Source organism: Stenotrophomonas maltophilia, assembly GCF_001274595.1.
GTDB lineage: Bacteria > Pseudomonadota > Gammaproteobacteria > Xanthomonadales > Xanthomonadaceae > Stenotrophomonas > Stenotrophomonas forensis.
The window spans coordinates 2,010,026-2,033,676 of the sequence record NZ_CP011010.1; the positions used below are offsets into that span (position 1 = coordinate 2,010,026).

The window sequence follows — 23,651 nt, forward strand, 5'->3', positions numbered from 1 at the left end:
GCGCTGCGGATCAATCGGACAGCACGGCGTCGGCATCATCGCCGTAGCCAGCCCGGGCGCTGCCACACCGCGCGAAGGCGGCAGCGCTGGCCGGCAGGCCGGTGGCCTTGATGCCACGCCATGTGTCGCCGTCGAACACCTCGGCGTAGCGCTCGGCGGCCAGCATGCCGTCGGGCAGTACGTACAGCAGAACGCGCTGCAACGTGGATTGGCCCGGCAACGGCTGCGCCTGCCGGAACGCAGGCACCTGCACGCGCGCGCTGTGCCACTGTGTCGGCGCATAGACGGTTTGCCAGCGCACCTGCAGCGGCAGGTCGAGTGGCAGCAGCGCGACGCCGGCCGGGTAGCCATAGGCTGTGCAATCCGCAGGCGCCGCCGGGATGTTCTCGATGGCCCTGTCACCGATGTCCAGTGCGATGCCATTGGCTTCCATCCGCACGATGGGCGCGCTGCCATAGTTGTGGATGGTGAACAGCACCAGGCCCTCGAAGCGGCTGCGCTGCAGATCGTCGGCAGTGGAGCCGCTGAGGCGTGCGAGCGTGGGCGCGACCTCCACATGATCGCTGTAGTGGTAGTAGAGATGTACGAGCTCCGGTGTGCCTGTGCGGCCCCATCCGGTGTTGAAGCGTGTGGTGTCCGGATAAGGCTGGCGGACCAGTGGCACGTCGGTGACGGCGCGATCCCCGGACGGCGTGGCGTAGCGATAATGGTCAACGGAACGCTTCAGGCGACCTTCTTCATACGGGAAGGCCCTGTCTGCATCGGACTGCGCGTTGGGGTAGCGGTGGAAGGCCACGAAGTGCCCGGGCGTGTCGCCTTGCATGGGCAGGTCCGGGCCTGTGCCGGAGCCGGTGGACGCGTACGGTGCGGTGTCCAGCCACAGGGGCTGCCCGCTGAGATTGATGTGCCGCTCGGCAATTGGGTCACGCGACCCGCCTGCCACGGTGGACCACGTGTGCTGCAGGGACTGCCACAGGGGAATGATGAGCATGGCCGCGACGGTCGGCACGAACATCAACGCATGGACGCGGCCGGGAACGCGCCCGCGCTGCCGCACCATGTAACGCAGCCAGGCCAGCACGAGCACCAACAGCAATGGCAAGCCGACCCAGAGTGCGATGGTGGCCAGCGCCACGACACCCCAGCCCAGGTTGGGAGTGGCCACCGCGATGAGCGAGAGCGTGGCGAGGAGCGCGGCCAACACCAGCGAAACGCCGATTCCGACGCGGTAGGTCCTGTAGGGGCTGTCGTTCATCACCGTTCCATCGGCAGTGTGGGGCGTGCCCCTATCTTGCAGCGATGATGACGGCGTGGAAAGTCGGGACAGAGGGCGCTCAGCAGCCCACCAGGCGATCCGCACCGATGCCGCTGCGATGCTGGCTGCGGTACTCGGTGGGGCTGGCATCGACCTGGCTGCGGAAGTGGCGCCGGAACGATTCCTGCGAACCGAATCCTGCGTGCTCGGCGATCCACTGCAGCGGCCGGTCGGTGGTTTCCAGCAGCTCACGGGCGAAGGCCACGCGCTCGCGGATCAACCAGTCGATCGGCGACAGGCCGGTGGCGTCCAGGAACTGTCGTTGCAGGGTGCGCTGGCTGAGCGCGGCCTGCTCGGCGAGGCTGCCGAGCGAGTGCGGCTCGCGCAGGTTGCGGCGCATCCATTCCATCAGCTTCGCCAGGCGGCTGGGCTCACCATTGGGAATCGCGCGGCTGACGCGCTGGCTGCGCCCGGCATCGCGCCACGGCGCCAGCACCAGCCGTTCGGCTACCAGGTTGGCCACGCGCGCGCCGTAATCCTTGCGCACCATGTGCAGCATCATGTCCATGCCCGTGGCCGAGCCGGCCGAAGTAATGATGCTGCCCGCATCCAGGTACAGCACATCCTCGCGTACATCGACGCGGGGGAAGTCGCGTGCAAGCGCGTCGGTGAGGCGCCAATGGGTGGTGGCCTGGCGGCCATCGAGCAGGCCGGCCCAGGCCAGCACGAACGCACCGGAGCAGATCGAGGCGATGCGTGCGCCGCGTGCGTGGGCGCGGTTGAGCGCATCGAGCAGTGCCTGTGGCGGGCGCTCGCTGGGTTCGCGCCAACCGGGGATGACGATGATGTCGGCGTCATCGACGCTGCCGAGATCGTAGGGCAGCTGCACCTGGGTGTTACCGAGCATGCGCAGTGCGCCGGGTTCGCCTGCACACAGCTGGGTGCGGTACCAGGCCACGCCCAGTTCCGGCCGCACCGGTGCGAACAGGCCGACCGCGCAGCCGAACTCGAACAGCCCCTGGCCATGGCAGGCGACGATGGCGACCAGTGGCGCGTTGGGATCGGCGGGCAGGGTGGGCATGGCTTGATGCTACGGGCGGCGCTGCGTGGCGCTGCGTGGTGCGCGGGCATGAGGTGATGCCTTTGGGGCATGTAGCGCTGCAGACCGCGTTGCCGCCTAACGTCATGACCAGCGGTCATGTGGGTGGCCGGATGTTACGGCTGGGTGACGCGATCACGCCTGTCGTGGCGGATGAACACGCTCTTGAATGGAAGCGTGTTTCCGGCCCACCCCACGAGCCCCCATGCCTGCCGCCCACACCCCCGTACTGAGCACGCTTGCTGTCCTGATCGCCGCTGCCCTGGCGGCATCGCCCAGCCATGCCGCTGAAGCCGATGCCGAGCCCGCCACCACCGCAGCGGCCGCCAATGTGGCGGCCTCCACGCTGGATGCCGTTGTGGTGACTGGTTCGCGTACCAGCACGCGCACGGTGAAAAACAGCTCCACGCCGATCGATGTGATCTCCGCCGAAGACCTCACCGCCACCGGCCAGGGCAACCTGCTGGAAGCGCTGCAGCGTGCGCTGCCGTCGCTGAGCCAGATCGGTGGCTACCAGAGTGATCAGGAGAGCCTGATCCGCGGCTACCAGCTGCGCAACCTGTCGCCGGGCTACACGCTGGTGCTGGTGAATGGAAAACGCCGCAATGCCAGTGCCTATGTGAGCGGGGCCAACGGTGGTGGGTTTCCCGGGCATGCCTGGGCCGATCTGGCGTTGATTCCGGTATCGGCCATCGACCATGTGGAAGTGCTGCGTGATGGCGCCTCGGCAATCTACGGCTCGGACGCGATCACCGGTGTGGTCAACGTGATCCTGAAATCGCAGGCGCACGGTGGCGATCTGTCGGTGGAAAGCGGGCAGAGCATCGATGGCGATGGCTCGCGTACCAGCGTGCGTGCCAACGTGGGCCTGCCGTGGGGCGCCGATGGCTTCGTCAACCTGTCCGGAGAGAGCACGCGCCAGCATCATGCAATCCGTACCCGCCGCTACATCGATGGCTACCTGAGCTACCCGGCGGTAGACGCGAACGGCAACCTGGTGGCACTGCGCCCCAACAACCGGCTGCCGGCGGGAGCCTCGCCGAACCCGGCCGAGGCCAACCGCAATGCCGAGGCCAACACCATCCTCAGTTCGCCCTCGTATGCGTTGAAGGCCTTCGCCGTGAATGTGGGTCATGGCCTGGGTGAAAGCGCGCAGTTCTATGCCAACGCGACCGCCAGCGACCGCACCGCGCAGGCGATCCAGAATTTCCGTCTGCCCGCGACCATCTTCACCACGTACAAGGCACCGGGCGTGCTGAGCGTGTTTCCGGACGGCTTCCTGCCGGTGCTGGAAACCAAGGAGAAGCAGTACACCGGTACGGCCGGCGTGAAAGGCCAGCTCGCAGGCTGGGACTACGACGCCAGCCTGACCGGCAACCGCAGCACCGTGCGCACCTACACGCGCAACTCGGTGAACTACTCACTGCCGTACCCGGGCTCGCCCACCGATTTCTATGACGGCAAGCTGGACTACCAGCAGGGCATCGCCAACCTGGATCTGCGCCGTGGCTTCGAAGTGGCGGCGTTCGCATCGCCGCTGGAAGTGAGCGCGGGCGCCGAGTACCAGCACGAGCAGTACGAGCGTGGGGCTGGGCAGTGGGAGTCGTATACCGGCTTCGGTGCCGCCGCGTTCGTCGGCTATTCCACTGCGGATGCGGTGAAGGCCACGCGCAACAGCAAGGCGGTGTATGTGGGCGCGGCGACCAACATCACTTCGCGCTGGTACCTGGATGCGGCCGCGCGCTGGGAAGACCATTCGGATTTCGGTAGTGTCTCGACCGGGCGCCTGACCACGCGCTTTGATTTCACCGATGCACTGGGCCTGCGCGCGACGGTCAGCAACGGCTTCCATGCCCCCAGCCTGGGCGCGCAGTTCTACCAGGCCACTGGCAGCTGCCCGTGCGGGACCACGCTGGTGGCGCAGGTGTCCTCGCCGGCGGCGATCGCGCTGGGCGCAACGCCGCTGAAGCCGGAGAAGGCCACCAACTACAGCCTGGGCGTGACCTGGGACCCGAGCCCGGCGTTCCATCTGGCAGTGGATGCGTATCAGATCGACATCCGCGGCCAGCTCGGCCAGTCCAGCCAGATCGGCTACAACGCGCAGGACCCGGCGCGGGTGACCGACAACAGCGGCACGGTGCTGAGCGCGGCGCAGAAGAACACCATCGATGCGCTGCTGGGCTCGGCCGGCATCAGCATCCTGCCCGGTGATGCGTTCTACGCCAGCTACTTCACCAACGTGGGCAACACGCGCACGCGCGGCGTCGAGCTGACCCTGGAAGCCAACCAGGAAACCGCCTGGGGCAAGCTGCGCTGGAGCTACGCGGCCAACGTCGGCCGTACCACCATCCAGAAGGTCAGCGACATTCCGGCGGCACTGCAGGGTCTGCCGAACATCAACCTGCTGACCAGGACCAGCGAGTACGCGCTGCGCTTCCGCACGCCCAGCTACACGCAGGTGGCAGGGCTGGGCTGGCAGAACGGGCGTTGGCGCTCGAACGTGGACTTCACCTACTACGGCCCGATCAAGCGGCTGAACAACGGCGTGGAATACAAGCAGCCGCCGGTGCTGGTGACCAACCTGTCCGGTGGCGTGGAGCTGGGGGCGGGCTGGAGCGCGGCGCTGGGCATCAACAACGTGTTCGACAAGCGCACCCGCAAGGTGCCCGAGTACGCGCGCAGCGCCACCGATGTGGCCAGCATCGAGACCACGTGGGATAGCGGTGATGTGCTGGGCAATGTCGGCGCGTATTGGTACGGGCGGGTCAATTACCGGTTCTGAGGTTCAGGCCAACGGCAGTCGAGCATGGCTCGACTCTACAAGGGCGAAAGCAGCCGGGCAGGGCTCGGCTCTACATGGGAGCGCTTCATGTCTTCTGCATTGAAGGTGGTTGCCTTGGTCGGGTCGCCGACCAGTTCCGCGACGTCGCGTACGTTGCTGCTGGTGCGGCACCTGCTGGAATCGCTGCAGCAGCGGGTGCACGCCAACGTGAACCTGGTGGAGCTGGCGCCGATCGCGCGTTCGCTGGGCCAGTCGCTGTCACGCGCCGAGGCGCAGCCGGAAGTGGAACAGGCACTGCAGGCCATCGAGGGCGCCGAACTGCTGGTGGTCGCCGCGCCGGTGTATCGCGGCTCGTATCCAGGCTTGTTCAAGCACCTGGTGGACTTCATCGAACTGGAGGCATTGGTGGATACGCCGGTGCTGCTGGCGGCGACCGGGGGCAGCGAGCGCCATGCGCTGGTGATCGATCACCAGTTGCGGCCGTTGTTCAGCTTCCTGCAGGCGCACACGCTGCCGATCGGGGTGTATGCCACGCCGGCCGACTTCGACGCTGAGCGCATCCACAGCGCTGCCTTGCAGGCCCGCATTGCACTGGCGGCTGAGCGTGCGGTCGGGCATCTGGCCACGCAGGCTCGCGTGCTGCCGGTGCCGCTTCGGCGCATTGCCTGATGCCATAACCGCCGGCGCTTTGCTTATGGCCAAGGCGCATCTGCGTGGCCGGATCTGACCGCCGATTGTCGCCTGGCATCGCTGTTGCCGGCGCTGGCTTCTCTAGCATCGAAATCGAATCGGCATTGCATTGCCGGCCCTGATGAGGACGACTCCGTGAGTCTGCACGCAACCGACAAACCCATCCTGTTCCTGCTCGACCGTGAGTTCGAGGACGGCCAGATTCCCGGGCAGCGCTTCTTCTGCCGGCACAGCCTGCTGCTGGAAGGTGCGCTGTCGAGCATCGACGGCCTGGACGCGCAATTGGACGTGCGCCGCATCGGCTTCGCGCGGCCGCGCCGCGAGGTGATCGCCGAGATCGGTGAACAGGACCAGTCACTGCCGAAGCTGGTATTGCCGCAGGGCGTGCGCAGTGAGCTTGCCAGCGGCGCCCACCAGGATCGCCAGTACATCTCCGGTGCCGAGCCGATCCTGGCTGCGCTGAACGGGTTGCTTGGCATTCCCGTGGCCCACCCCTGAGCGAGGACGCGACGATGAGCTACCTGATCAGCGTGTTGGACAAGAGCCCGGTGGCCGAAGGTGCCTCGCCCGAGCAGGCGCTTCGCCACAGCCTGCAGCTGGCGCAGCGCGCCGAGCAGCTGGGTTACCACCGCTACTGGTTTGCCGAGCACCATGCCGCACCCACGCTGGCCAGCCCTGCACCGGAAGTGCTGGCGGCGTGGGTACTGGCGCAGACCCGGCGCATCCGCATCGGCAGTGGTGGCGTGATGCTGCGCCATTACGCACCGTACAAGGTGGCCGAGAACTTCAACCTGCTGTCGGCGCTGGCGCCGGGGCGGGTGGATCTGGGCGTGGGCAAGGCGCCCGGTGGGTTGCCCGCGTCGACCGCCGCGCTGGCGGCAGGACGACCGGCCTTCGCCGATTTCGACCAGCAGTTGCGCGATCTGGAAGGCTATCTGTCCGGCGCCGAGGCTGATGCACTGGCCCGGCCCCTTCCGCAGCAGGCACCCGAACGCTTCCTGCTGGGGGCCAGCCCGCAGAGTGCGAAGCAGGCGGCCGAACTCGGGTGGCGTTTTGTCTACGCCGCGCACTTCGATGGTGATCCAAAGCACATCGAGGCGGCCTTTGAGGCTTACCGAAGTGCGTCGACGCAACCACCGCTGCTGGCCACAGTGGCTTTCGCTGCGCCGACCACCGAGGCTGCCGCGCGCCATATCGGTGCGCTACGGGTCTACAAGCTGCACCTCGGTCCCGGGCAGACGGTGAATCTGCCCAGTCCGGAAGCCGCCGCTGAGTACGCGCGCCAGGTAGGCGTGGCCGACTTCCGCATCGAAGAAACACGCCCGAGCGTGCTGTCCGGCGATGCGCAGCATGTGCGTGACGAACTGGATGCGCTGCACCGGCGCTTCGGCGTGGGCGAGTTCATCCTCGACGCGCCGGTGGCCGACCTCGACGCACGCCTGACATCCCTTGAACTGCTGTCGCCCGCGCCACGCGCGGCGGTGGCCTGACTTGCAGGAGCGATTCCCATGAGCACGACCCCGCGCCACATTCCGTTCGGCATCATGCTGCAGGGCCCCGGCAGCCACATGCATGCCTGGAAGCATCCGTCCAATCCGGCCGACGCCAGCGTCAACCTGCAGTTCTACATCGACATCGCGCGTACCGCCGAGGACAACGGCATCGCCTTCGGCTTCGTCGCCGACGGGCTGTACATCAACGAGAAGTCGATCCCGCACTTCCTCAACCGCTTCGAGCCGATCTCGCTGCTGTCGGCGCTGGCCACGGCAACGAGAAAGATCGGGCTTGCCGGCACGCTGTCGACCTCGTACAGCGATCCGTTCACCGTGGCGCGCCAGTTTGCTTCGCTGGACCTGCTCAGCGGCGGTCGCGCCGGCTGGAATGTGGTGACCTCGCCGCTGGAAGGTTCGGGGCGCAACTACGGGCGGCCACACCCCGAACATGCGCTGCGCTACCAGATTGCCGACGAGTACCTGGAGGTGGTGCAGGGGCTGTGGGATTCGTGGGATGACGGTGCCTTCGTGCGCGAGCGCGACACTGGCACGTTCTTCGCGCCGGACACGTTCCGTCGGCTCGACTACAAGGGCCGCTTCTTCCAGGTGGAAGGGCCGCTCAACATCCAGCGTTCGCCGCAGGGCCAGCCGGTGATCTTCCAGGCTGGCTCGTCCGATGATGGCATCGCGCTGGCCGGCAAGTATGCCGATGCGGTGTTCACCCATTCGCCGTCACTGGAAGAAACCCGTGCATTCACCCAGAAGGTGAAAAATTCGGCGATCGCGCACGGCCGCAGCGGCAATGACGTGAAGATCTTCCCGGGCATCGGCCCGATCGTCGGCCGTACTGCCGAGGAAGCCGAAGCCAAGTACCAGGCGATTGCCGCGCTGGCCACGCTTGATGATGCGCTGGCCTATCTGGGCCGCTTCTTCGACCACCATGATTTCAGCCAGTACGACCCGGATGCGCCGTTCCCGGAACTGGGCGGGATCGGCAGCAATTCGTTCCGTTCCACCACCGACCGCATCAAGCAGGACGCGCGCGAAAAGGGCCTGAGCCTGCGCCAGGTGGCATTGGAAGCCGTGAGCCCGCGGCCAAACTTCATCGGTACGCCGGAGCATGTGGCCGATGAATTGATCCGCTGGTTCGATGCCGGTGCGAGCGATGGCTTCATCCTTGGCTTCGCTGCACAGCGCGAAGGCCTGGACGATTTCGTGACCCAGGTGCTGCCGATCCTGCGGGCGCGCGGCTATCACCAGCGCGAGCTGGAGGGGCAGACCCTGCGCGAGCATCTGGGCCTGCCATACAAGGCCAGCCGCCATACAAGCGATGCCGAACCGGCGCGGAAGGCAGGGTAGGGCGATGAGCGGAGAAAACGCGGTAGCGCCGGGGCATGCCCGGCGGAGTTCCCCAACGACTGGCGTACTGCCCGAAATCGCAGCACGCGCCGACGCGGCCATCGCGATCCGCCACGACCTGCACCGGCACCCGGAGCTGGCCTTCGAGGAACACCGCACCAGTGCCCGCGTAGCCGAGCTGCTGCAGCAGTGGGGCTATGAGGTCACCACCGGCCTGGGCGGCACCGGCGTGGTCGGCACGCTGCAGCGCGGGCAGGGCAGCCGTCGCCTCGGCCTGCGCGCCGACATCGATGCACTGCCGATCCACGAGGATTCCGGACTGGCCTATGCCAGCCAGACCGACGGCCTGATGCATGCCTGCGGCCACGATGGCCACACCGCCATCCTGCTGTCGGCCGCGCATTACCTGGCTCACCATGGCCGTATCGACGGCACCCTGCAGCTGGTATTCCAGCCGGCCGAGGAAACCGGCTCGGGCGCGTCGAAGATGATTGCCGACGGCCTGTTCGAGCGCTTCCCGGTGGATGCAATCTATGGGCTGCACAACTGGCCGGGCGTACCCGTGGGCCACTTTGGCTTCGTCGACGGTCCGGCGATGGCGTCGGTGGACTGGGCGCGGCTGAAGGTGATCGGCAAGGGCGGCCATGGTGCCGAGCCGCAGGGCAGTGTCGATCCGATCCTGGTGGCGGCGCACATCATCACCGCGCTGCAGAGCGTGGTATCGCGCAATGTCGATCCACGGCAGATGGGCGTGGTCACGGTCGGCTCGATCCATGGTGGGCAGGCCGCCAATGTGATTCCGGACGTGGTCGAACTGACGTTGACCGTACGCGCCTATCTGCCCGAGGTGCGCGACACCCTGCGCCGCCGGACCATCGAGATTGCCGAGCAGACCGCCGCCGCCTTCGGTGCGCGGGCCGAGATTGCGTTCCCGCGTGGCTTCCCCAGCGTGATCAACCATCCGCAGCAGACCGCCTATATCCGTGGCGTGGCGGAAGCGGGCTTCGGCGCCGAACAGGTGGTGCGCGGCTTCGCGCCGCGCACGGCCAGCGAGGACTTCGCCTTCCTGCTGCAGGCACGGCCCGGCAGTTTCGTGTTTGTCGGCAACGGCGACAGCGCACCGCTGCACAGCCCGCGCTATGTGTTCAACGACGCCGCCATCGCGCCGGCCGCCAGCCTGTGGGCACGGCTGGCCGAAGACTACCTGGTGAAGGACGTGGCATGAGCAGCAACGAACGCTTCTTCTATACCTCGGTGGATGATCCGCTGGCGCGGCCCCTGTTCGATGGCCTGGAACAGGAGTACGACAGCCGCTATGCGGATGTTCGCCGACGCATCGGTGGCAGTGCCCGCGAGGAGCTGCAGCGCTACCCGGCGCAGGCATTCGCCTCACCGGTAGGCGCGTTCGTACTGTTGCTGCGCGACGGCGTTGCGATCTCCGGGGGGGCCTTCATGCCGCACCGCGATCCAGACACCGCCGAATTCAAGCGGATCTGGACGCTGCCGGGGCTGCGTCGGCAGGGGATCGCGCGGCGCGTGTTGCAGGAACTGGAGGCGCAGGCCGCGCGCCAGGGCTATCGGCGGGTGTTCCTGACCACCGGCTTCCGCCAGCCCGAAGCGGTCGGGCTGTACCTCAGCCATGGCTACACCGCGCTGTTCGACCTGCAGGCGGATCCGGAAACCATCGCGCATCTGCCGTTCGAGAAATATCTGCAGGCGCCTGCGTCGCGGGTCGCGCAGACGCAGGCTGTGCTGCATGGAGCCCACGCATGAGCACGCCGTCGACTGCACTGGATGGAATCGCCGCACGCCCCGCACAGGCGCCGGCACCCGCGCTGAAGATCATGCCGGCCCGGCATCCGTTGCAGGTGTTCGGCACCGTGCTGGCGCTGGCGTTGATCCTGATTGCCCTGCAATCGGTGCTGGGCAATCCACGCTGGGGCTGGGGCACGTTCGCCGAGTGGTTCTTCGCGCGCCCGGTGCTGGAAGGCCTGGGCCGTACGCTGCTGCTGACTGCACTGGGTACCGGCCTTGGCTTCGCGCTGGGCACCCTGCTTGCGCTGGCGCGCGTCTCCGGCTCGCCACTGCTGTCGGCGGTGTCGTGGGGCTACGTCTGGCTGTTCCGCTCGATCCCGCTGCTGGTGCTGTTGTTGCTGCTGAACAACCTGGGCTACCTGTACAGCACCATCGAACTGGGTGTGCCGTTCACCGGCATCAGCCTGTTCTCGTACCCGACCACCCAGCTGATCGGTGTGTTCACGGCGGCGGTGCTGGGCCTTACGTTGAACCAGGCCGCATTCTCGGCCGAAGTGATCCGCGGTGGCATCCTGTCGGTGGACCATGGCCAGTACGAGGCGGCAGCCGCACTTGGCCTGCCGCGTGGCCGCCAGGTGCGCCGCATCATCCTGCCGCAGGCGATGCGCTCGATCCTGCCGGCGGCGTTCAACGATGTGATCGGCCTGGCCAAGAGCACCTCGGTGGTCTACGTGCTGGCGCTGCCGGAGCTGTTCTACACCGTGCAGGTGATCTACCGGCGCAACCTGGAAGTGGTGCCGTTGCTGATGGTGGCCACGGTCTGGTACCTGGTGATCCTGACCGTGCTGTCGCTGCTGCAGCGACGGGTGGAGCAGCGCTTTGCGCGCGGCCAACTGCAGCGCGAGCGCTCGGTATCACGTGTCTCGTCGCCGACGCGTGCACAGCACGATGCCACGCCGCGTGCCACCAAGCGCCCGCGCATCGCAGCACAGGTCGAGGCGGGCGAGGGCGCGGCGGTGTCGCTGCATGGCGTCGGCAAGGTATTCGGCGACCAGCCGGTGCTGGAGGATGTGCACCTGGACCTGCGCGCCGGCAGCGTGACCGTGCTGATCGGCCCGTCCGGCGCCGGCAAGTCCACGCTGCTGCGGCTGATCAACCACCTGGAACGCGCCGACAGTGGTTACGTGACTGTCGGCGGCCAGCTGATCGGCTACCGCCGTGACGGTGACACCCTGTACGAGCTGCCGGAGCGCGAGATCCGCCGCCGCCGCGCCGAGGTGGGCATGGTGTTCCAGGGCTTCAACCTGTTCCCGCACCTGACCGCGCTGGAGAACATCATCGAGGCGCCCATCGCCGTGCGCGGCGTGTCGCGTGCCGAGGCCGAACAGCAGGCACGCACGCTGCTGGAGCGGGTGGGCCTGGCCGACAAGGCCGATGCCTTCCCGCGCCAACTGTCGGGCGGCCAGCAGCAGCGCGTGGCGATTGCCCGCGCGCTGGCCCTGCAACCGAAAGTGCTGCTGTTCGACGAGCCGACCTCGGCGCTGGACCCGGAACTGGTGGCCGAGGTGCTCAGCGTGATCGAGGAACTGGCCCGCTCCGGCACCACGCTGGTGATCGTCACCCATGAGTTGAGCTTCGCCCGTCGCGTGGCCGACCACGTGGTGATGATGGACCAGGGGCGGGTGATCGAGCAGGGCACGCCCGACGCCCTGTTCCAGCGCCCGCGCCAGCAACGCACCGCCGATTTCCTGGCCAAGACTCCGTAACCCTGAAAGGAACGCCATGAGCCCTGCAGCACCGCGTCGGCCTTCGCGCAGCACCCTGTTGATCGTGGGCGTGCTGGTCATCGGCATCGCTGGCATCGTCTATTCGCGCGTGCGCCAGGCACCAGATGCTGGCAATGTGGCCGCGGCCAGCCTGGCCGGCGCGAACACCGCCGTGCTGAGAGGCACGCTCGATCCGAAGGCGCAGGCGTTGATTCCCGCTGGCTACCGCTTCGTCACGCCCGGCACGTTCACCGTGGCCACCCACCCGGGGCAGCTGCCACTGGCCGACTATGGTGCCGACAGCAAGGAGGTGGTCGGCATCGAGCCGGACATCGCGCGGCTGATTGCCGATGCATTGGGCCTGAAGCTGGTGATCGTGCCGGTGGCCTGGGCTGACTGGCCGCTGGGGCTGGAATCGGGCAAGTACGATGCGGTGCTGTCGAACGTGACGGTCACCGAGGAGCGCAAGAAGAAGTTCGATTTCTCCAGTTACCGCTACGACCTGCTGGGCATCTATACGCGCAGCGATGGGCCGATCCGGAAGATCGAAAAGCCTGCCGATGTGGCCGGGTTGAAGGTGGTGGTCGGTGCTGCCACCAACCAGGACCAGATCCTGCGGCAGTGGGACCAGCAGAACATCGCCGCCGGGCTGAAGCCGGTGGAATACCAGTACTTCGATGATGCGGTGGTGGGGCGGCTTGCGGTGATCACCGGCCGTGCCGACGTCTCGTTCGAGCCCAATGCCACCGGCGCCTACTCGGCGCGCGACGGCAAGGTGCGGCGCGTGGGCCTGTTCCCCGGTGGCTGGCCAAACGCTGCGGCGATCTCGGTGACCACGCGCAAGGGCAGCGGCCTTGCCGACGCAGTGACGCAGGCGCTGAACACCCAGATCGGCAGCGGCGCGTATGCGCAGGCGCTGGCGCGCTGGAACGTGGCCGAGGAAGCGGTGCCGCAGTCGCAGACGAACCCGCCGGGGTTGCCTGCACTCTGACGCCGGGCGTGGCCCGGCGCGGCCCTGTAGCGTCGAGCCTGCTCTACTGGGGTAGGGGGCGGCGAAGTGCAGTCGAGCAAGCTCGACTCTACCAACGCGCTTCCAGCGTCCGGAACGGTTTCGCCAGGCGCACGCCCTCGGCGTCGAAGTCGGCAACTGGCCGCCCATCCACACGCACCGATTTCGGTATCGTGCGCTCCGGCCACCAGACCTTCACCGCAGTGTCGTTGCGCAGTCCGTCGCCCAGCGTGACCACCAGCGTGCCGTCGCGCTGCCGCGCCTGCATCTGCAAAGTGCCATACGCAGTGGGCAGCCGTTCCACCGCCAACCCATCGCCGGCCACCCAGGACGGCGGAGTGCCAGGCAGCAATGACAGCGCGTCATCGTCTTCGCGCATCAGCATGCCGAACAGCGTGCGGCCGTACTCGGCGCCAATCCAGGTGTGTGGCATGTCACCCAGATAGCGCGGGAAACGCAGCCGCGAATGCACGACCTCGGCCAGCACCTGCCATTCCAGCGGGCGCCGGTCATGCAGCAGTCCCTGCAGCAGTTCGTCGGCGGCCTCGGGCTGGCCCAGGTGCACGTAGCTCAGTACATTGCGGATCTCATAGGGCGTGTAGGCATACAGCGCACCGGGCTGGTTGCGCTTGCGCACGTCCTCCAGATAGCGGGCGAAGGTGGTCCGCAATGCATCGGCAGGCAACACGCTCTGCGCGCCGGTCGGGTCCAGGGCGATCGATACGCCCGTGGGATCGCCATCGCCCAGATCCGCCGAGGACGGGATGAAGTCGATGCCCTTCCACGCCATCGTCGCCCGGATCGAGGCGTGCAGCGCGTCGTACAGGGCCTTGTACCGCTGGCGCGCCCACACCGCGGTTTCGTGATCGCCCAGTGCGTCGGCCAGCCACGCGCCATCGTGCCAGCCCTTCAGGCCCCAGTAGTCATCCCAGTAGCTGTGGGTGGGCGAGGGGTAGCCCTCATGACTGATCGATGGCGCAAGGATGCCCGCGAAGCGTTCCGGCGCCGGCTGGCCGGCCATGTAACCCGCTACCAGCGTGCGCTCGCGTAGTTCCTGCAGGAAGCGCAGCGCCGCTTTCACTTTCGGCAGGTACGCACGCACCGACTCTGGCCCGCCATCGAGCCGGGCGACATCGGCAACCAGCGCCACGTATTGACCCTGGCTGTCGTACTCGATGTCCGAACCAAAACCGGTGTTGACGCTGCCATCGTCGTTGAGGATCGGCGAAACCAGCCCGTTGGCGTGCACGCCGTGCTCGCTGTACCACGCCAGGTAGTCGCGCGCGACCTTGGCTTCGCCCATGCGCAGCAGCACCGCCGACGTGGCCATGCCGTCGCGGATGAAGGAACGGTTGTAGTTGCGTGGTCCCGGTTGCATGGCCGGCCCGGTCTGGTTGATCAGCATGTACGCCGCCTGCGCGCGCAGCATGTCGACCAGCGAGGGATCGGGCAGGCGCAGCCCCACCTGGCCCAGCCGTGCCTGCCAATCCGTTGAGGCCTGCGCGGCCAGCGCGTCGAACGCTGCATCGGCCCCGTGCGGCAGCGAGGCCAGGTCGAGCGGCGGCGCGTCCGGCAGCACACCGTTGGCATCGGCGGCGGCGGTACCCAACGGGAAGGCGGCCACGATGGCCTCGCTGGCCCCGGGCGCCAGCGAAATGCGATAGCTGAGGGCCGCGGCGGCAAGGCCCTGGTCGTCCTGCGCCTGTTGCGTGTCGGGCAGTGTACCGGCGGCGATGGCGCTGGTGATTTCCGTTGCACCTTCCTTGCCAAAGGGCGCAGCGGCGGACGCCGTCACCGGGGTGAGTGAATGCAGCAGGGTGCGGCCATTGACGCGCACCGCCTGACGTTCGACGGACACATCGCGGATGGGCGACAGGCCACCGTTCTGCCACGGCGGGTTCATCTGCATCGGGCGTACAACCAGGGTCAGCGTGCCGTTGATCGTGGTCGTGCCGCTGTTGTGCAGCCGGTGGCGAAGCAGGGTGACCGGCTGCCCGTCGCGCTCGATGGCGAAGGCCTCGCTGCGCAGCTCCAGTCCGGGCTGCGGCGCCCAGGTGGCCGACGGCATCGGCTTCCAGCCATCGCGCAGTGCATGCTGCACCGTCTGCCCGGCGGCACCTGCAGCGTGCCCGTCGGCATTGCGCCAGATCGGCTGCACCAGCGGTGCGCCCTTGAAGGCTTCGAGGTTGCCGTATTCGTCGAAGATCGATTTCTGCCGGCCCGCGTGCACACCCACGGCAGTCCAGTAGGTCTGCTGCATCTGCAGCGAGGCGGGGAACAAGGCTCGTTGCGCACCGCTGGCGGCAATCTGGTAACGCTTCATCGGCGTCATCACCGCCTTCGGGCCCAGCAGGCGGATGCGGGCGATCTGCGCAGCGTCGCCGTGCACCGTCAGCCGCAGAGCCTGGATGTCGAGCGGCGCGCTGGCGGCAAGCCAGCTCTGCTGCCGGGTCGCGGCCTGCGCATCCATCGCCAGCGCATGCCAGCGGCCTTCTGCATCCTGGGCCTGCAGCGCTGCGGCGCCATGCACGTTGGCCCAGTCCACCGCCAGCCCGGTGCTCGGCTGCGGGCGTGGCAAGGTGATGTCGAGCGTATGGACACCGCCCTTGCCAGCGGGAATGGCTACCGCACTGCCGCCTTGCCACAGCACTGCGGACTGCGTGGCATCGAGTCCCACCACACGCGCGCTGAGCGACGTGTCGAGCGGTTCCATTTCGAAGATCGACACGCCCCAGTCGGAGGTGCGCTGCGGACTGGCCAGGCGCAGGTAGCGGGCCTGGCGTGGCGCGAAGTACAGCGTTTCGACGCCGCCGAGTGAATCGCCCATGGTGTAGGCGGTCTGCCACTGCGCCCCGTCCAGCGAGGTCTGCAACGTGTAGCCCTCGGGATTGGAGACATCCCAGGTCAGGCGCACGCCAGCGAGCGTGGCCGGCGCGCCGAGGTCGATCTGGAACCAGTGGCCGGGACTGAACGCGCCGCCGGTCACCGTGCTCGGATCGTTGTCGATCAGGTGGCTGATGGCCATGGCCGGGACCTGCTGCGATGAAGCACTTGCCCGCCACTGGTCGCGGGCCGGCAGGTTCTGGGCCTGCGCGGAAAATGCCAGCCCGACAAACAGCAGGGCTGCGGTGGGACGGAAAGAGGAGGGCAGCTTCAGGACCGTGGAGCGTTCAACGCGAAATGCCATTACAGACAACCTCGCAGGTTCGGCCGGGATCGGGCGAGCGCTACGCTAGCAAGGGTTGTAACCGTTTACATGACGCGCTGCGGTAGGCGATGCAATGAGCGTTGACGGATGTAGCTCTGGACGCATGACCGGGATTGGCTAGGGTCATTGCTCAAGGCAAAGCCATCCAGGTTGTCATTTGACAACCCTGGCCTGTCATGTGCAGACTGGGGAGAACAAGGAATGTCTCGTGCTCGTCATCCCGACAAGGACATCGAATCGGTGCTGCGGTTCGCGGAAGCTCGAGGCTGGAGCCTCCGTGTAGGTGGGAGCCACGCGTGGGGCCGGATGTATTGCCCTTACAACGACACCGACTGCCGATGTGGAGAATTCTGTGTCGTGAGCATCTGGAGCACGCCGCGCAGTCCTGGCAACCACGCGCGCGCCTTGCGCCGCGTGGTCGAGAACTGCAGTCGTGAGCAATGAAATCAGGTTTCGATGGAAGCGAGGTGGCAGATGATGGAATTCAATTTCACCCTGAAGTACCGCTTGCCCGAACGCTACGATGACGTCGGAATGCTCGAGCGGCGGCTGGCAGAGGCGGGGTGTGACGACGCGCTTCTGGGCAGCGGCTTGCCGGGAAGGATGGCGCTGGCCTTCTGCCGTGACGCCGACAGCGCGGTGGTCGCGCTGTGCTCGGCAGTGGATGATGTGCAGCGGGCCGTGCCAGGCGCCGAGCTGGTGGAGGTGAGCCCCGATCTGGTGGGGCTTACGGATGTGGCCGATCTGCTCGGGATGTCGCGACAGAACATGCGGAAGCTGATGCTGGCCAACCCGCAGTCGTTTCCGTCCCCGGTGCATGACGGCTCAACCTCCATCTGGCATCTGGCCGACATTCTGGGTTGGTTGCGCGCGCGTGGCAGCGAGAAGGTCACCACGGAAATGGCCGAACTGGCCGCGGCCGCATTGCAGTTGAATCTGGCCCGGGAAGGGCGCAGGTTGCAGCCGAAGGCTTAGTGCCAGGCTGCCGGATCAGCGCTGTCACCCGCGCGTTGGGGTCCTGCAGAAAGGGCGCCCGAAGGCGCCCCGCAGGTGCATTGATTTTCCCGGCTCAGCCTCGTGGCGAGAGCAGGTCTGCAAGACCGATGGAGGCGTACATTTCGCGTCGCATGCGATCGGCAACGGCATTGACCACTTCGGCGCCGTCCTGTGAGGGGTCTACATGTACCCGGAACGGCCGATGTCCGTGTGGCAGGCCCACCACCCGCACGATCTGCCGCGCGACCTCCTCGGGATCGGCATCTGCAGGCTCCAACCCTGCCAGGCCCTTCAGTGCCTGGTCGGCGACACCGGCGTAGGGACCGTTCTCATAGTCGGCCGCGATGGCGCTATCGGCGGGCGTACCCGAATGCAGGAAATGGTTGGTGCCCTTGGTGAATGCACCCGGCACCATGATGGTGGTCTCGATGCCCCACCGCGACAGTTCGGTTGAATAGGACACGGCCAGTGCATCCATTGCGGCCTTGGCGGCGAAGTAGGGCGCAAGGAACGGAGGAGTGCCACCGCGTGTGGAGGACGAGCCGATCCAGACGAGCAGGCCGTTGCCACGGCGGCGCAGGTGCGGAAGCGCGGCGCGGTTCACCCGCTGTGTGCCCAGCACATTGACGTCGTACTGCTGCATCAGCTGTTCCGGGGTGAATGCTTCAGCCGGTCCGAACACCATGTGCCCGGCGTTATGCACGATGACGTCGAGCGCGCCTGCGTCGGCCAGCACCTGTTCGACCGCCGCCTGGCTGGACGCGTCCGACTGTACGTCCAGTTCGACGCTACGAAGGTCGGCGTGATGCGCGTCTGCCCACTGTGCGATGTCGGCCACGCGGGTTGCATTGCGCCCGCGTGTTTCGCGCATCGAGGCGTAGACGACGTGGCCGGCAAGGGCCAGTGCCTTGGCGGTCATCAGGCCGAAGCCGGAGGATGCGCCGGTGATGAGGATAGTGTGTGACATGGGAGCTCCGGAAGAAGAAAGGGTCATGGCCGGGCGCGGGCCAACAGGCGCTGCGGCACGGTGTGCGCGGTCCAGGCGGCCAGTGAACCGAGGGCGCTGGCCGCGGCCAGTTCGGAGAGATGGGCCAGCGAGGGCTCAAGGTGGGCCGCGAACCAGCTGACCAGTCCGAGGAAGTACCCCAGCAGGTTGTTCAATACCGGCAGGCCACGCAGGGCGACCACGCACAGCGCTACGACCAGTACAACGACGGGCACGGCCAGCGAGGGACCCAGTGAGGGAGAGAGCAGGCCCACTGCAAGTGTTGCCAATGCGCCGATGCCCAGCCCGAACCAGACGCAGGCCAGGTTTTCGATCGTGGAGCGCGTGCCCTGCAGTCGCGTGAAAAAGGCAATCCAACCGATGAACATCGTCCACACCGGCCAGCCGGCATGCAGCGCTCCGGCTGCGGCGAAGGCCGCGGTGAGCGCCGCGGTCACGGTGACGAGGGCGTAGGCACTGCGGGAAACAGGGATCGGATTCATGGCGTCTCTCCTTGGTTCAGACCGCGCCGCCGTTGGCACGCAGAACCTGACCGTTGATCCACCCGCCGTCGGCACCGGCCAGGAAGGCCACAGCCGCGGCGATGTCATCCGGGGTGCCGAGGCGTTCAAGCGGGCTCATCTTTGCAAGCCGGTCGATCAGTTCGGCTGACTTGCCTTCCAGGAACAGGCTCGTGGCGGTCGGGCCCGGTGCGACGGCGTTCACGGTGATGCCGCGGCCGCGCAGTTCCTTGCTGAGGATCGCGCTCATGGTTTCCACCGCCGCCTTGCTTGCGGCATAGACGCCATAACGCTCGAGCTTGAATCCGACCACGCTGGTGGACAGGGTGACGATGCGGCCGCCATCGCGAACCCGTCGTGCGCTCTCGCGCAGCACATTGAATGCGCCCTTCAGGTTGATGGCGATGAGGCGGTCGAACAGGGTGTCTTCGCTCTCGGCCAGCGAAGCGAGTTCCAGTACCCCGGCACTGTTCACGACCACATCGACACCGCCGAAGCGTGCCTCGATCGCATCGAACAGGGACTGCACGGACTGCGGGTTGGCGACATCGGCCTGAAGCGCGATGGCCTGGCCCCCCTTGGCCATCAACTCGGTGGCCAGTGCTTCGGCTTCTTGGTGGCGGCCAGCGTAGTTGATGGCCACCGCAAAGCCATCGGCGGCCAGGCGGCGGGAGATGGCGGCACCGATGCCGCGCGAGCCGCCGGTGACAAGGGCAACGGGGGTTGAGGAAGCGATGTTCATGTTCAGATCCAGGAAGGCGCACCCACATGGCGCACGGTCATCCTGGACGTGATTGCGGGGCGGATAATCCCCCTTGATCCGGCAATATCATCCGGGCAGCCGAACAATCAGGTCGCCGACCCGCTGCAGGTCCCCGTCCGGGCCGCCAGGGGCGGCTGTGCCTGCTGCAACACCCGCGCGAGGCGGGTGCGGCAGAGGGTTCCAGGCAGGGCGCGATCGCTGGCTACAACTGCACCTGCTCCCACCAGCGCGTGCCGGCGTTCGGCGCCTGCATGTCCAGCGCTTCGCCCATCATCGGCGTGGCGACCGGCACGCTGTTTGCCTTCGCCAGGGCGGTGATGCGCTCGAACGGTTGCTGCCAGGCATGCAGGGCCAGGTCGAAGGTTCCGTTGTGGATGGGCAGCAGCCACTTGCCGCGCAGGTCCAGGTGCGCCTGCAGGGTCTGCTCCGGTTGCATGTGCACGAACGCCCAGCGCGGGTCATACGCGCCGGTTTCGATCATGGTGAGGTCGAACGGGCCGTACTTCTCGCCGATGGCCTTGAAGCCATCGAAGTAGCCGGTGTCGCCACTGAAGAAGATGCGGAAGTCACCATCCTGGATCACCCACGACGCCCACAGGCTGCGATCGCTGTCGCCCAGCCCACGGCCGGAAAAGTGCTGGCCCGGGGTGGCGGTCAGGCGCAGGCCGCTGGCTTCGGTCGACTGCCACCAGTCCAGCTGTTCCACCTTGGTGGGATCCACGCCCCAGGCGATGAGCTGGTCGCCCACCCCCAGCGGCGCAATGAAACGCGCGGTCTTGCCGGCCAGCTGCATCACCGCGGCGTGGTCGAGATGGTCGTAGTGGTTGTGCGAGAGGATCACGCCGGCGATCGGCGGCAGTTCGTCGATGCTGATCGGGGGGGCGTGGAAGCGCGCCGGGCCCATCCACTGCACCGGGGAGGCGCGTTCGGAGAACACCGGGTCGGTCAGCCAGTACTGGCCGCGCAGCTTCAGCAGGATCGTCGAGTGACCCAGCCGGAACAGGCTGCGGTCGGGCGCGGCGTCGAGGCGGGCGCAGTCCAGCGGCAGCACCGGAATGGGGTGCGCCGGCACCGTGCCCTTGGGCTTGTTGAACAGGAACGTCCACCAGATCTCCGCGCCGTCGCGCAGGCCCATTGCCGGCCGCGGCAGGGCGTTGCGGAACTTGCCGTCGCGGTACTGCGGTGAATCGGGGAAGTCGGGGAGGGACCAGGACTTGCAGAAGGTGTAGGCGGTCACGGCGAGGATTCCAAGCAAAAGGACAAGGAGCAGGCGCTTCATGGGTGACGTCCGCTGGGTACACTGCACAGTGTAGTTTCGTGTTTTTCAAAAGTACACTGTCCGGTGTAAAATGTGCGCATCCGTTCAGCTGACTGGTCCCTGCCATGCCACGTGCCCCGCAACGCCTGACCGACCGCAAACGCGACGCCATCGTGCGCGCGGCGGTGGAGGAGTTCCGTGCATCGGGGTACGAGGCCACCAGCATGGACCGCATCGCCGAAGCGGCCGGGGTCTCCAAACGCACCGTCTACAACCACTTCCCCAGCAAGGAAGCGTTGTTCTCGATGATCCTGGAGGAGCTGTGGGAGCGCAGCGTGGCCAGCGACACCCTGCCGTACCGCGCCGACCAGCCGCTGCCGGCACAGCTGCTGCAGCTGGTGGGGCAGAAGCTGGAGCTGCTCAGCGACGCCAACTTCATCGATCTGGCGCGGGTGGCGATGGCCGAGATCATCCACTCACCGGAACGCGCGCAGGCGATCGTGTGCCGCATGGGCGAGAAGGAAAGCGGCGAGAGTGCGTGGATCCGTGCGGCGATTGCCGATGGGCGCCTGCGTGCGGTCGATCCGGAATTTGCCGGGCACCAGCTGCACGGCCTGGTGAAGAGCTTTGCGTTCTGGCCGCAGGTAACGATGGGGCAGGCACCGTTGAACGCCGAGGAGCGCGCGCGCGTGGCCGAGTCGGCGGTGGCGATGTTCCTGGGCTACTACGCGATCTAGCTGGCGGCGAAACGACGGAATTCGTCCGCCGGTAGCGCTGCCGAATACAGATAGCCCTGGCCGACATCCACGCCCAGTGCGCGCAGTTGCTGTTCCTGCGCCAGGGTCTCGGTGCCTTCGGCCACCACGATCGCGCCGCAGCGATGCGCGACTTCGACGATGAAGCGCACGATCGACTGTGACTTGGCATCGGACAGCGTGGCGATCAACGCCTGCTCGATCTTGACCTCGGCGATGGCCAGCTGCGAGAGCAAAATCAGGGTCGAGTAGCCCGCACCGAAATCGTCCAGTGACAGGGTCACCCCGGCCGCCAGCAATTGCGCGATGTTGGCATCGACCACATCGCGCTCGACGATCTCGGTCCACTCGACGATTTCCAGGCGCAGCATCGTCCCGGGCACATCATGCAGCTGCAGCAGTTCCTGCAGGCGCAGGCCGAAACCGGGCAGGCGCAGCGACTCGGCGGAGACATTGACCGCCACGGTCAGCTGCAGGCCCTCACCCCGGCACTGCTGCAGGAAGTGGATGGCCGACTGCAGCGTGGCCCATTCCAGGTCGGCCAGGCGGCCCTGCCGGCGCAGCAGCGAGATCACCCGCATCGGCGTGATCATCCGGCCCTCGCCGTCGCGCATGCGCAACAACGCTTCGGCACCGACCAGGCGCCGGTCCTGCAGGCGATGCTTGGGCTGGTAGCACAACGGCGCGTCGCCGTGGCGGAGCCAGCGTTCCAGTGCACCTTCGATCAGCACGTCGATCTCGCTGTCACGCTGGACCGGATCGTCGAAGAACACGACGCCCGACTCGATCGCGCTCAACGCCAGGGTGATCGCGCGGAAGGGCAGGTGCCCGTCGTCGGCGTCTCCGGGCGGCTTCAGTTCGACCACCGCGCAGCGGACCAGCGGCCGGAAGCCTGGCCACTCCTCGCTGATGCGCTCGGCCAGCCCGGACGCCAGTTCGGTGATGCGGGGCTGCGTGCGCAGTTCCGGCAACGACAGGCCCTGGACCAGGATCGCCAGCGCGGCATCACCGAACTGGTAGATCTCCAGCCTGTCCGCAGGCAGTGATGGCAGCAGGCGGTGCACATCGTCGCCGCTGTCGCGCCGCCACAGTCCGTTATCCTGCAGCGGCCCATAACGCAGCCGCAGGTCACGCAGGTTGCCCATCTCGGCGACGATCAGGCAGGCATGACCGATGCCGTCGTTGTCGCGCCAATAGTGCTGCAGGCGTTCGCCGAGCGCGCGCATGTTGGGCAGGCCGCTGATCGGGTCGATGCGCAGCCAGGCCTGCTCGCGCTGGCGCTGGGCATCGATCTGCGCATCGTTGTAGACCAGTGCGAATACGGCGCCCAGCATCAACAGCGACACGGGCAGTGCCAGCAGGCGCTGGATCGCCAGTTCTGTTACCGGCAGCTGATCGGCGCCGATGATCGCCACGCCGAGGGCCAGGCCCAGCGCGGTCACGCCGATGCGCACGCCCCAGGCCTGCAGGATCATGGGCAGCGAGAGTTCGTTGAGCATGCGCGGGTGCAGGCGCCTGCGCAGCCAGATGCCGGCCAGCATCTGCAGCAGGGATTCAAGGGCCGCGGGCAGGAAGAACTGGGTGCCGGAGAACTGGTAGCGGGCCAGCAGGCTGGCGGCCAGGCAGGCCAGCCCACCGCGCCAGCCACCGAGCAGGCCGCTGACCAGCAGGATGTCGAAGCCGAGGTGGAGCTTGACCACGCCCTGGGTATAGCGGGCCACGAACCAGGAGTTGAACAGGTAGATCAGGCCCAGCGCCACGCCCACATACAGGCGGCGCCCTTCGATGGCATGGCCGGCGCGGCGGGTGGCGATCAGCAGCACGCCGATCATGCCGATGACGGCGGTGGCCTGCAGCAGGTACAGCGGCAGGCTGGGCAGGGCACTGTCCAGGACCTGGGCCGTAACCCGTGAAAGCGCATCCATAGCAGGTTCCCGCCTGTGACCGACGGCCAGTG

The 23,651-nt window shown here is 67.1% G+C and carries 19 protein-coding genes; 11 read left to right on the forward strand and 8 right to left on the reverse strand.

Annotated features, from left to right (window positions below; translation table 11 throughout):
• Positions 1-10: 10 nt before the first annotated feature.
• Together VN11_RS09425 and ftrA are read right to left on the reverse strand one after the other, a co-directional pair.
• Positions 11-1,255, reverse strand: a complete 1,245-nt coding sequence (locus VN11_RS09425; protein WP_053449546.1) for a hypothetical protein — start codon at positions 1,253-1,255, stop codon at positions 11-13.
• Positions 1,256-1,334: 79 nt separating this feature from the next.
• Complete coding sequence (gene ftrA, locus VN11_RS09430) at positions 1,335-2,336, reverse strand: transcriptional regulator FtrA (RefSeq protein ID WP_053449547.1); 1,002 nt, start codon at positions 2,334-2,336, stop codon at positions 1,335-1,337.
• Positions 2,337-2,559: 223 nt separating this feature from the next.
• Between ftrA and VN11_RS09435 the strand changes: the two genes are divergently transcribed.
• From VN11_RS09435 to VN11_RS09480, 9 genes are all read left to right on the forward strand, one after another.
• A complete protein-coding gene (locus VN11_RS09435; protein WP_053449548.1) occupies positions 2,560-5,136 on the forward strand; it encodes a TonB-dependent receptor plug domain-containing protein in 2,577 nt (858 codons plus the stop codon).
• 87 nt (positions 5,137-5,223) lie between these two features.
• Positions 5,224-5,805 carry an FMN reductase gene (gene msuE / locus VN11_RS09440; RefSeq protein ID WP_053449549.1) on the forward strand — a complete coding sequence of 194 codons (582 nt, stop codon included), beginning with the start codon at positions 5,224-5,226 and terminating at the stop codon, positions 5,803-5,805.
• Positions 5,806-5,961: 156 nt separating this feature from the next.
• The gene (locus tag VN11_RS09445) at positions 5,962-6,324 is read left to right on the forward strand and encodes a DUF3088 family protein (RefSeq protein WP_049457245.1); all 363 of its coding nucleotides are present in this window, start codon (positions 5,962-5,964) and stop codon (positions 6,322-6,324) included.
• 14 nt (positions 6,325-6,338) lie between these two features.
• Positions 6,339-7,316: an LLM class flavin-dependent oxidoreductase gene (locus VN11_RS09450; RefSeq protein ID WP_053449550.1), complete on the forward strand. Its 978-nt coding sequence runs from the start codon at positions 6,339-6,341 to the stop codon at positions 7,314-7,316.
• 18 nt (positions 7,317-7,334) lie between these two features.
• Positions 7,335-8,678, forward strand: a complete 1,344-nt coding sequence (locus VN11_RS09455) for an LLM class flavin-dependent oxidoreductase (protein WP_053449551.1) — start codon at positions 7,335-7,337, stop codon at positions 8,676-8,678.
• Between the two features lie 4 nt (positions 8,679-8,682).
• Positions 8,683-9,903: a M20 aminoacylase family protein gene (locus tag VN11_RS09460; RefSeq protein ID WP_053449552.1), complete on the forward strand. Its 1,221-nt coding sequence runs from the start codon at positions 8,683-8,685 to the stop codon at positions 9,901-9,903.
• Positions 9,900-10,451, forward strand: coding sequence for a GNAT family N-acetyltransferase (locus tag VN11_RS09465; RefSeq protein ID WP_053449553.1), 552 nt, complete (start codon positions 9,900-9,902; stop codon positions 10,449-10,451). The genes VN11_RS09460 and VN11_RS09465 overlap by 4 nt, the downstream gene beginning before the upstream one ends.
• A complete protein-coding gene (locus VN11_RS22925) occupies positions 10,448-12,199 on the forward strand; it encodes an ABC transporter permease subunit (protein ID WP_080374903.1) in 1,752 nt (583 codons plus the stop codon). The genes VN11_RS09465 and VN11_RS22925 overlap by 4 nt, the downstream gene beginning before the upstream one ends.
• Before the next feature lie 16 nt (positions 12,200-12,215).
• A complete protein-coding gene (locus tag VN11_RS09480) occupies positions 12,216-13,190 on the forward strand; it encodes an ABC transporter substrate-binding protein (RefSeq protein ID WP_053449554.1) in 975 nt (324 codons plus the stop codon).
• Between the two features lie 88 nt (positions 13,191-13,278).
• On the opposite strand, the gene VN11_RS09485 is transcribed toward VN11_RS09480, so the two are convergent.
• Positions 13,279-16,395, reverse strand: coding sequence for a discoidin domain-containing protein (locus tag VN11_RS09485; protein ID WP_053449555.1), 3,117 nt, complete (start codon positions 16,393-16,395; stop codon positions 13,279-13,281).
• Between the two features lie 498 nt (positions 16,396-16,893).
• On the opposite strand from VN11_RS09485, the gene VN11_RS09490 reads away from it, so the two are divergent.
• Positions 16,894-17,391, forward strand: coding sequence for a helix-turn-helix transcriptional regulator (locus VN11_RS09490; protein WP_053451291.1), 498 nt, complete (start codon positions 16,894-16,896; stop codon positions 17,389-17,391).
• 94 nt (positions 17,392-17,485) lie between these two features.
• Here VN11_RS09490 and VN11_RS09495 read toward each other — a convergent pair whose 3' ends face one another.
• The 4 genes from VN11_RS09495 to VN11_RS09510 form a co-directional block, all read right to left on the reverse strand.
• On the reverse strand, positions 17,486-18,379 hold the full coding sequence (locus VN11_RS09495) for an SDR family oxidoreductase (protein ID WP_053449556.1): 894 nt from the start codon (positions 18,377-18,379) through the stop codon (positions 17,486-17,488).
• Positions 18,380-18,402: 23 nt separating this feature from the next.
• The gene (locus VN11_RS09500; protein ID WP_049457237.1) at positions 18,403-18,900 is read right to left on the reverse strand and encodes a DUF1097 domain-containing protein; all 498 of its coding nucleotides are present in this window, start codon (positions 18,898-18,900) and stop codon (positions 18,403-18,405) included.
• 16 nt (positions 18,901-18,916) lie between these two features.
• Positions 18,917-19,660, reverse strand: a complete 744-nt coding sequence (locus VN11_RS09505; RefSeq protein WP_053449557.1) for an SDR family oxidoreductase — start codon at positions 19,658-19,660, stop codon at positions 18,917-18,919.
• 223 nt (positions 19,661-19,883) lie between these two features.
• Positions 19,884-20,960, reverse strand: a complete 1,077-nt coding sequence (locus VN11_RS09510; protein WP_053449558.1) for an MBL fold metallo-hydrolase — start codon at positions 20,958-20,960, stop codon at positions 19,884-19,886.
• Between the two features lie 104 nt (positions 20,961-21,064).
• Between VN11_RS09510 and VN11_RS09515 the strand changes: the two genes are divergently transcribed.
• Entirely contained in the window at positions 21,065-21,676 is a 612-nt protein-coding gene (locus VN11_RS09515; protein WP_053449559.1) for a TetR/AcrR family transcriptional regulator, read from the forward strand.
• Here VN11_RS09515 and VN11_RS09520 read toward each other — a convergent pair.
• Positions 21,673-23,619 carry an EAL domain-containing protein gene (locus tag VN11_RS09520; protein WP_053449560.1) on the reverse strand — a complete coding sequence of 649 codons (1,947 nt, stop codon included), beginning with the start codon at positions 23,617-23,619 and terminating at the stop codon, positions 21,673-21,675. The two genes, VN11_RS09515 and VN11_RS09520, sit on opposite strands and share 4 nt — an antisense overlap.
• Positions 23,620-23,651: the final 32 nt, after the last annotated feature.

Bases quoted from the DNA above. Each gene is read 5' to 3' on its own strand.
- VN11_RS09425 (WP_053449546.1), bottom strand. From the start codon at position 1,255: ATGAACGACAGCCCCTACAGGACCTACCGCGTCGGAATCGGCGTTTCG.
- ftrA (WP_053449547.1), bottom strand. From the start codon at position 2,336: ATGCCCACCCTGCCCGCCGATCCCAACGCGCCACTGGTCGCCATCGTC.
- VN11_RS09435 (WP_053449548.1), top strand. From the start codon at position 2,560: ATGCCTGCCGCCCACACCCCCGTACTGAGCACGCTTGCTGTCCTGATC.
- msuE (WP_053449549.1), top strand. From the start codon at position 5,224: ATGTCTTCTGCATTGAAGGTGGTTGCCTTGGTCGGGTCGCCGACCAGT.
- VN11_RS09450 (WP_053449550.1), top strand. From the start codon at position 6,339: ATGAGCTACCTGATCAGCGTGTTGGACAAGAGCCCGGTGGCCGAAGGT.
- VN11_RS09455 (WP_053449551.1), top strand. From the start codon at position 7,335: ATGAGCACGACCCCGCGCCACATTCCGTTCGGCATCATGCTGCAGGGC.
- VN11_RS09460 (WP_053449552.1), top strand. From the start codon at position 8,683: ATGAGCGGAGAAAACGCGGTAGCGCCGGGGCATGCCCGGCGGAGTTCC.
- VN11_RS09465 (WP_053449553.1), top strand. From the start codon at position 9,900: ATGAGCAGCAACGAACGCTTCTTCTATACCTCGGTGGATGATCCGCTG.
- VN11_RS22925 (WP_080374903.1), top strand. From the start codon at position 10,448: ATGAGCACGCCGTCGACTGCACTGGATGGAATCGCCGCACGCCCCGCA.
- VN11_RS09480 (WP_053449554.1), top strand. From the start codon at position 12,216: ATGAGCCCTGCAGCACCGCGTCGGCCTTCGCGCAGCACCCTGTTGATC.
- VN11_RS09485 (WP_053449555.1), bottom strand. From the start codon at position 16,395: ATGGCATTTCGCGTTGAACGCTCCACGGTCCTGAAGCTGCCCTCCTCT.
- VN11_RS09490 (WP_053451291.1), top strand. From the start codon at position 16,894: ATGGAATTCAATTTCACCCTGAAGTACCGCTTGCCCGAACGCTACGAT.
- VN11_RS09495 (WP_053449556.1), bottom strand. From the start codon at position 18,379: ATGTCACACACTATCCTCATCACCGGCGCATCCTCCGGCTTCGGCCTG.
- VN11_RS09500 (WP_049457237.1), bottom strand. From the start codon at position 18,900: ATGAATCCGATCCCTGTTTCCCGCAGTGCCTACGCCCTCGTCACCGTG.
- VN11_RS09505 (WP_053449557.1), bottom strand. From the start codon at position 19,660: ATGAACATCGCTTCCTCAACCCCCGTTGCCCTTGTCACCGGCGGCTCG.
- VN11_RS09510 (WP_053449558.1), bottom strand. From the start codon at position 20,960: ATGAAGCGCCTGCTCCTTGTCCTTTTGCTTGGAATCCTCGCCGTGACC.
- VN11_RS09515 (WP_053449559.1), top strand. From the start codon at position 21,065: ATGCCACGTGCCCCGCAACGCCTGACCGACCGCAAACGCGACGCCATC.
- VN11_RS09520 (WP_053449560.1), bottom strand. From the start codon at position 23,619: ATGGATGCGCTTTCACGGGTTACGGCCCAGGTCCTGGACAGTGCCCTG.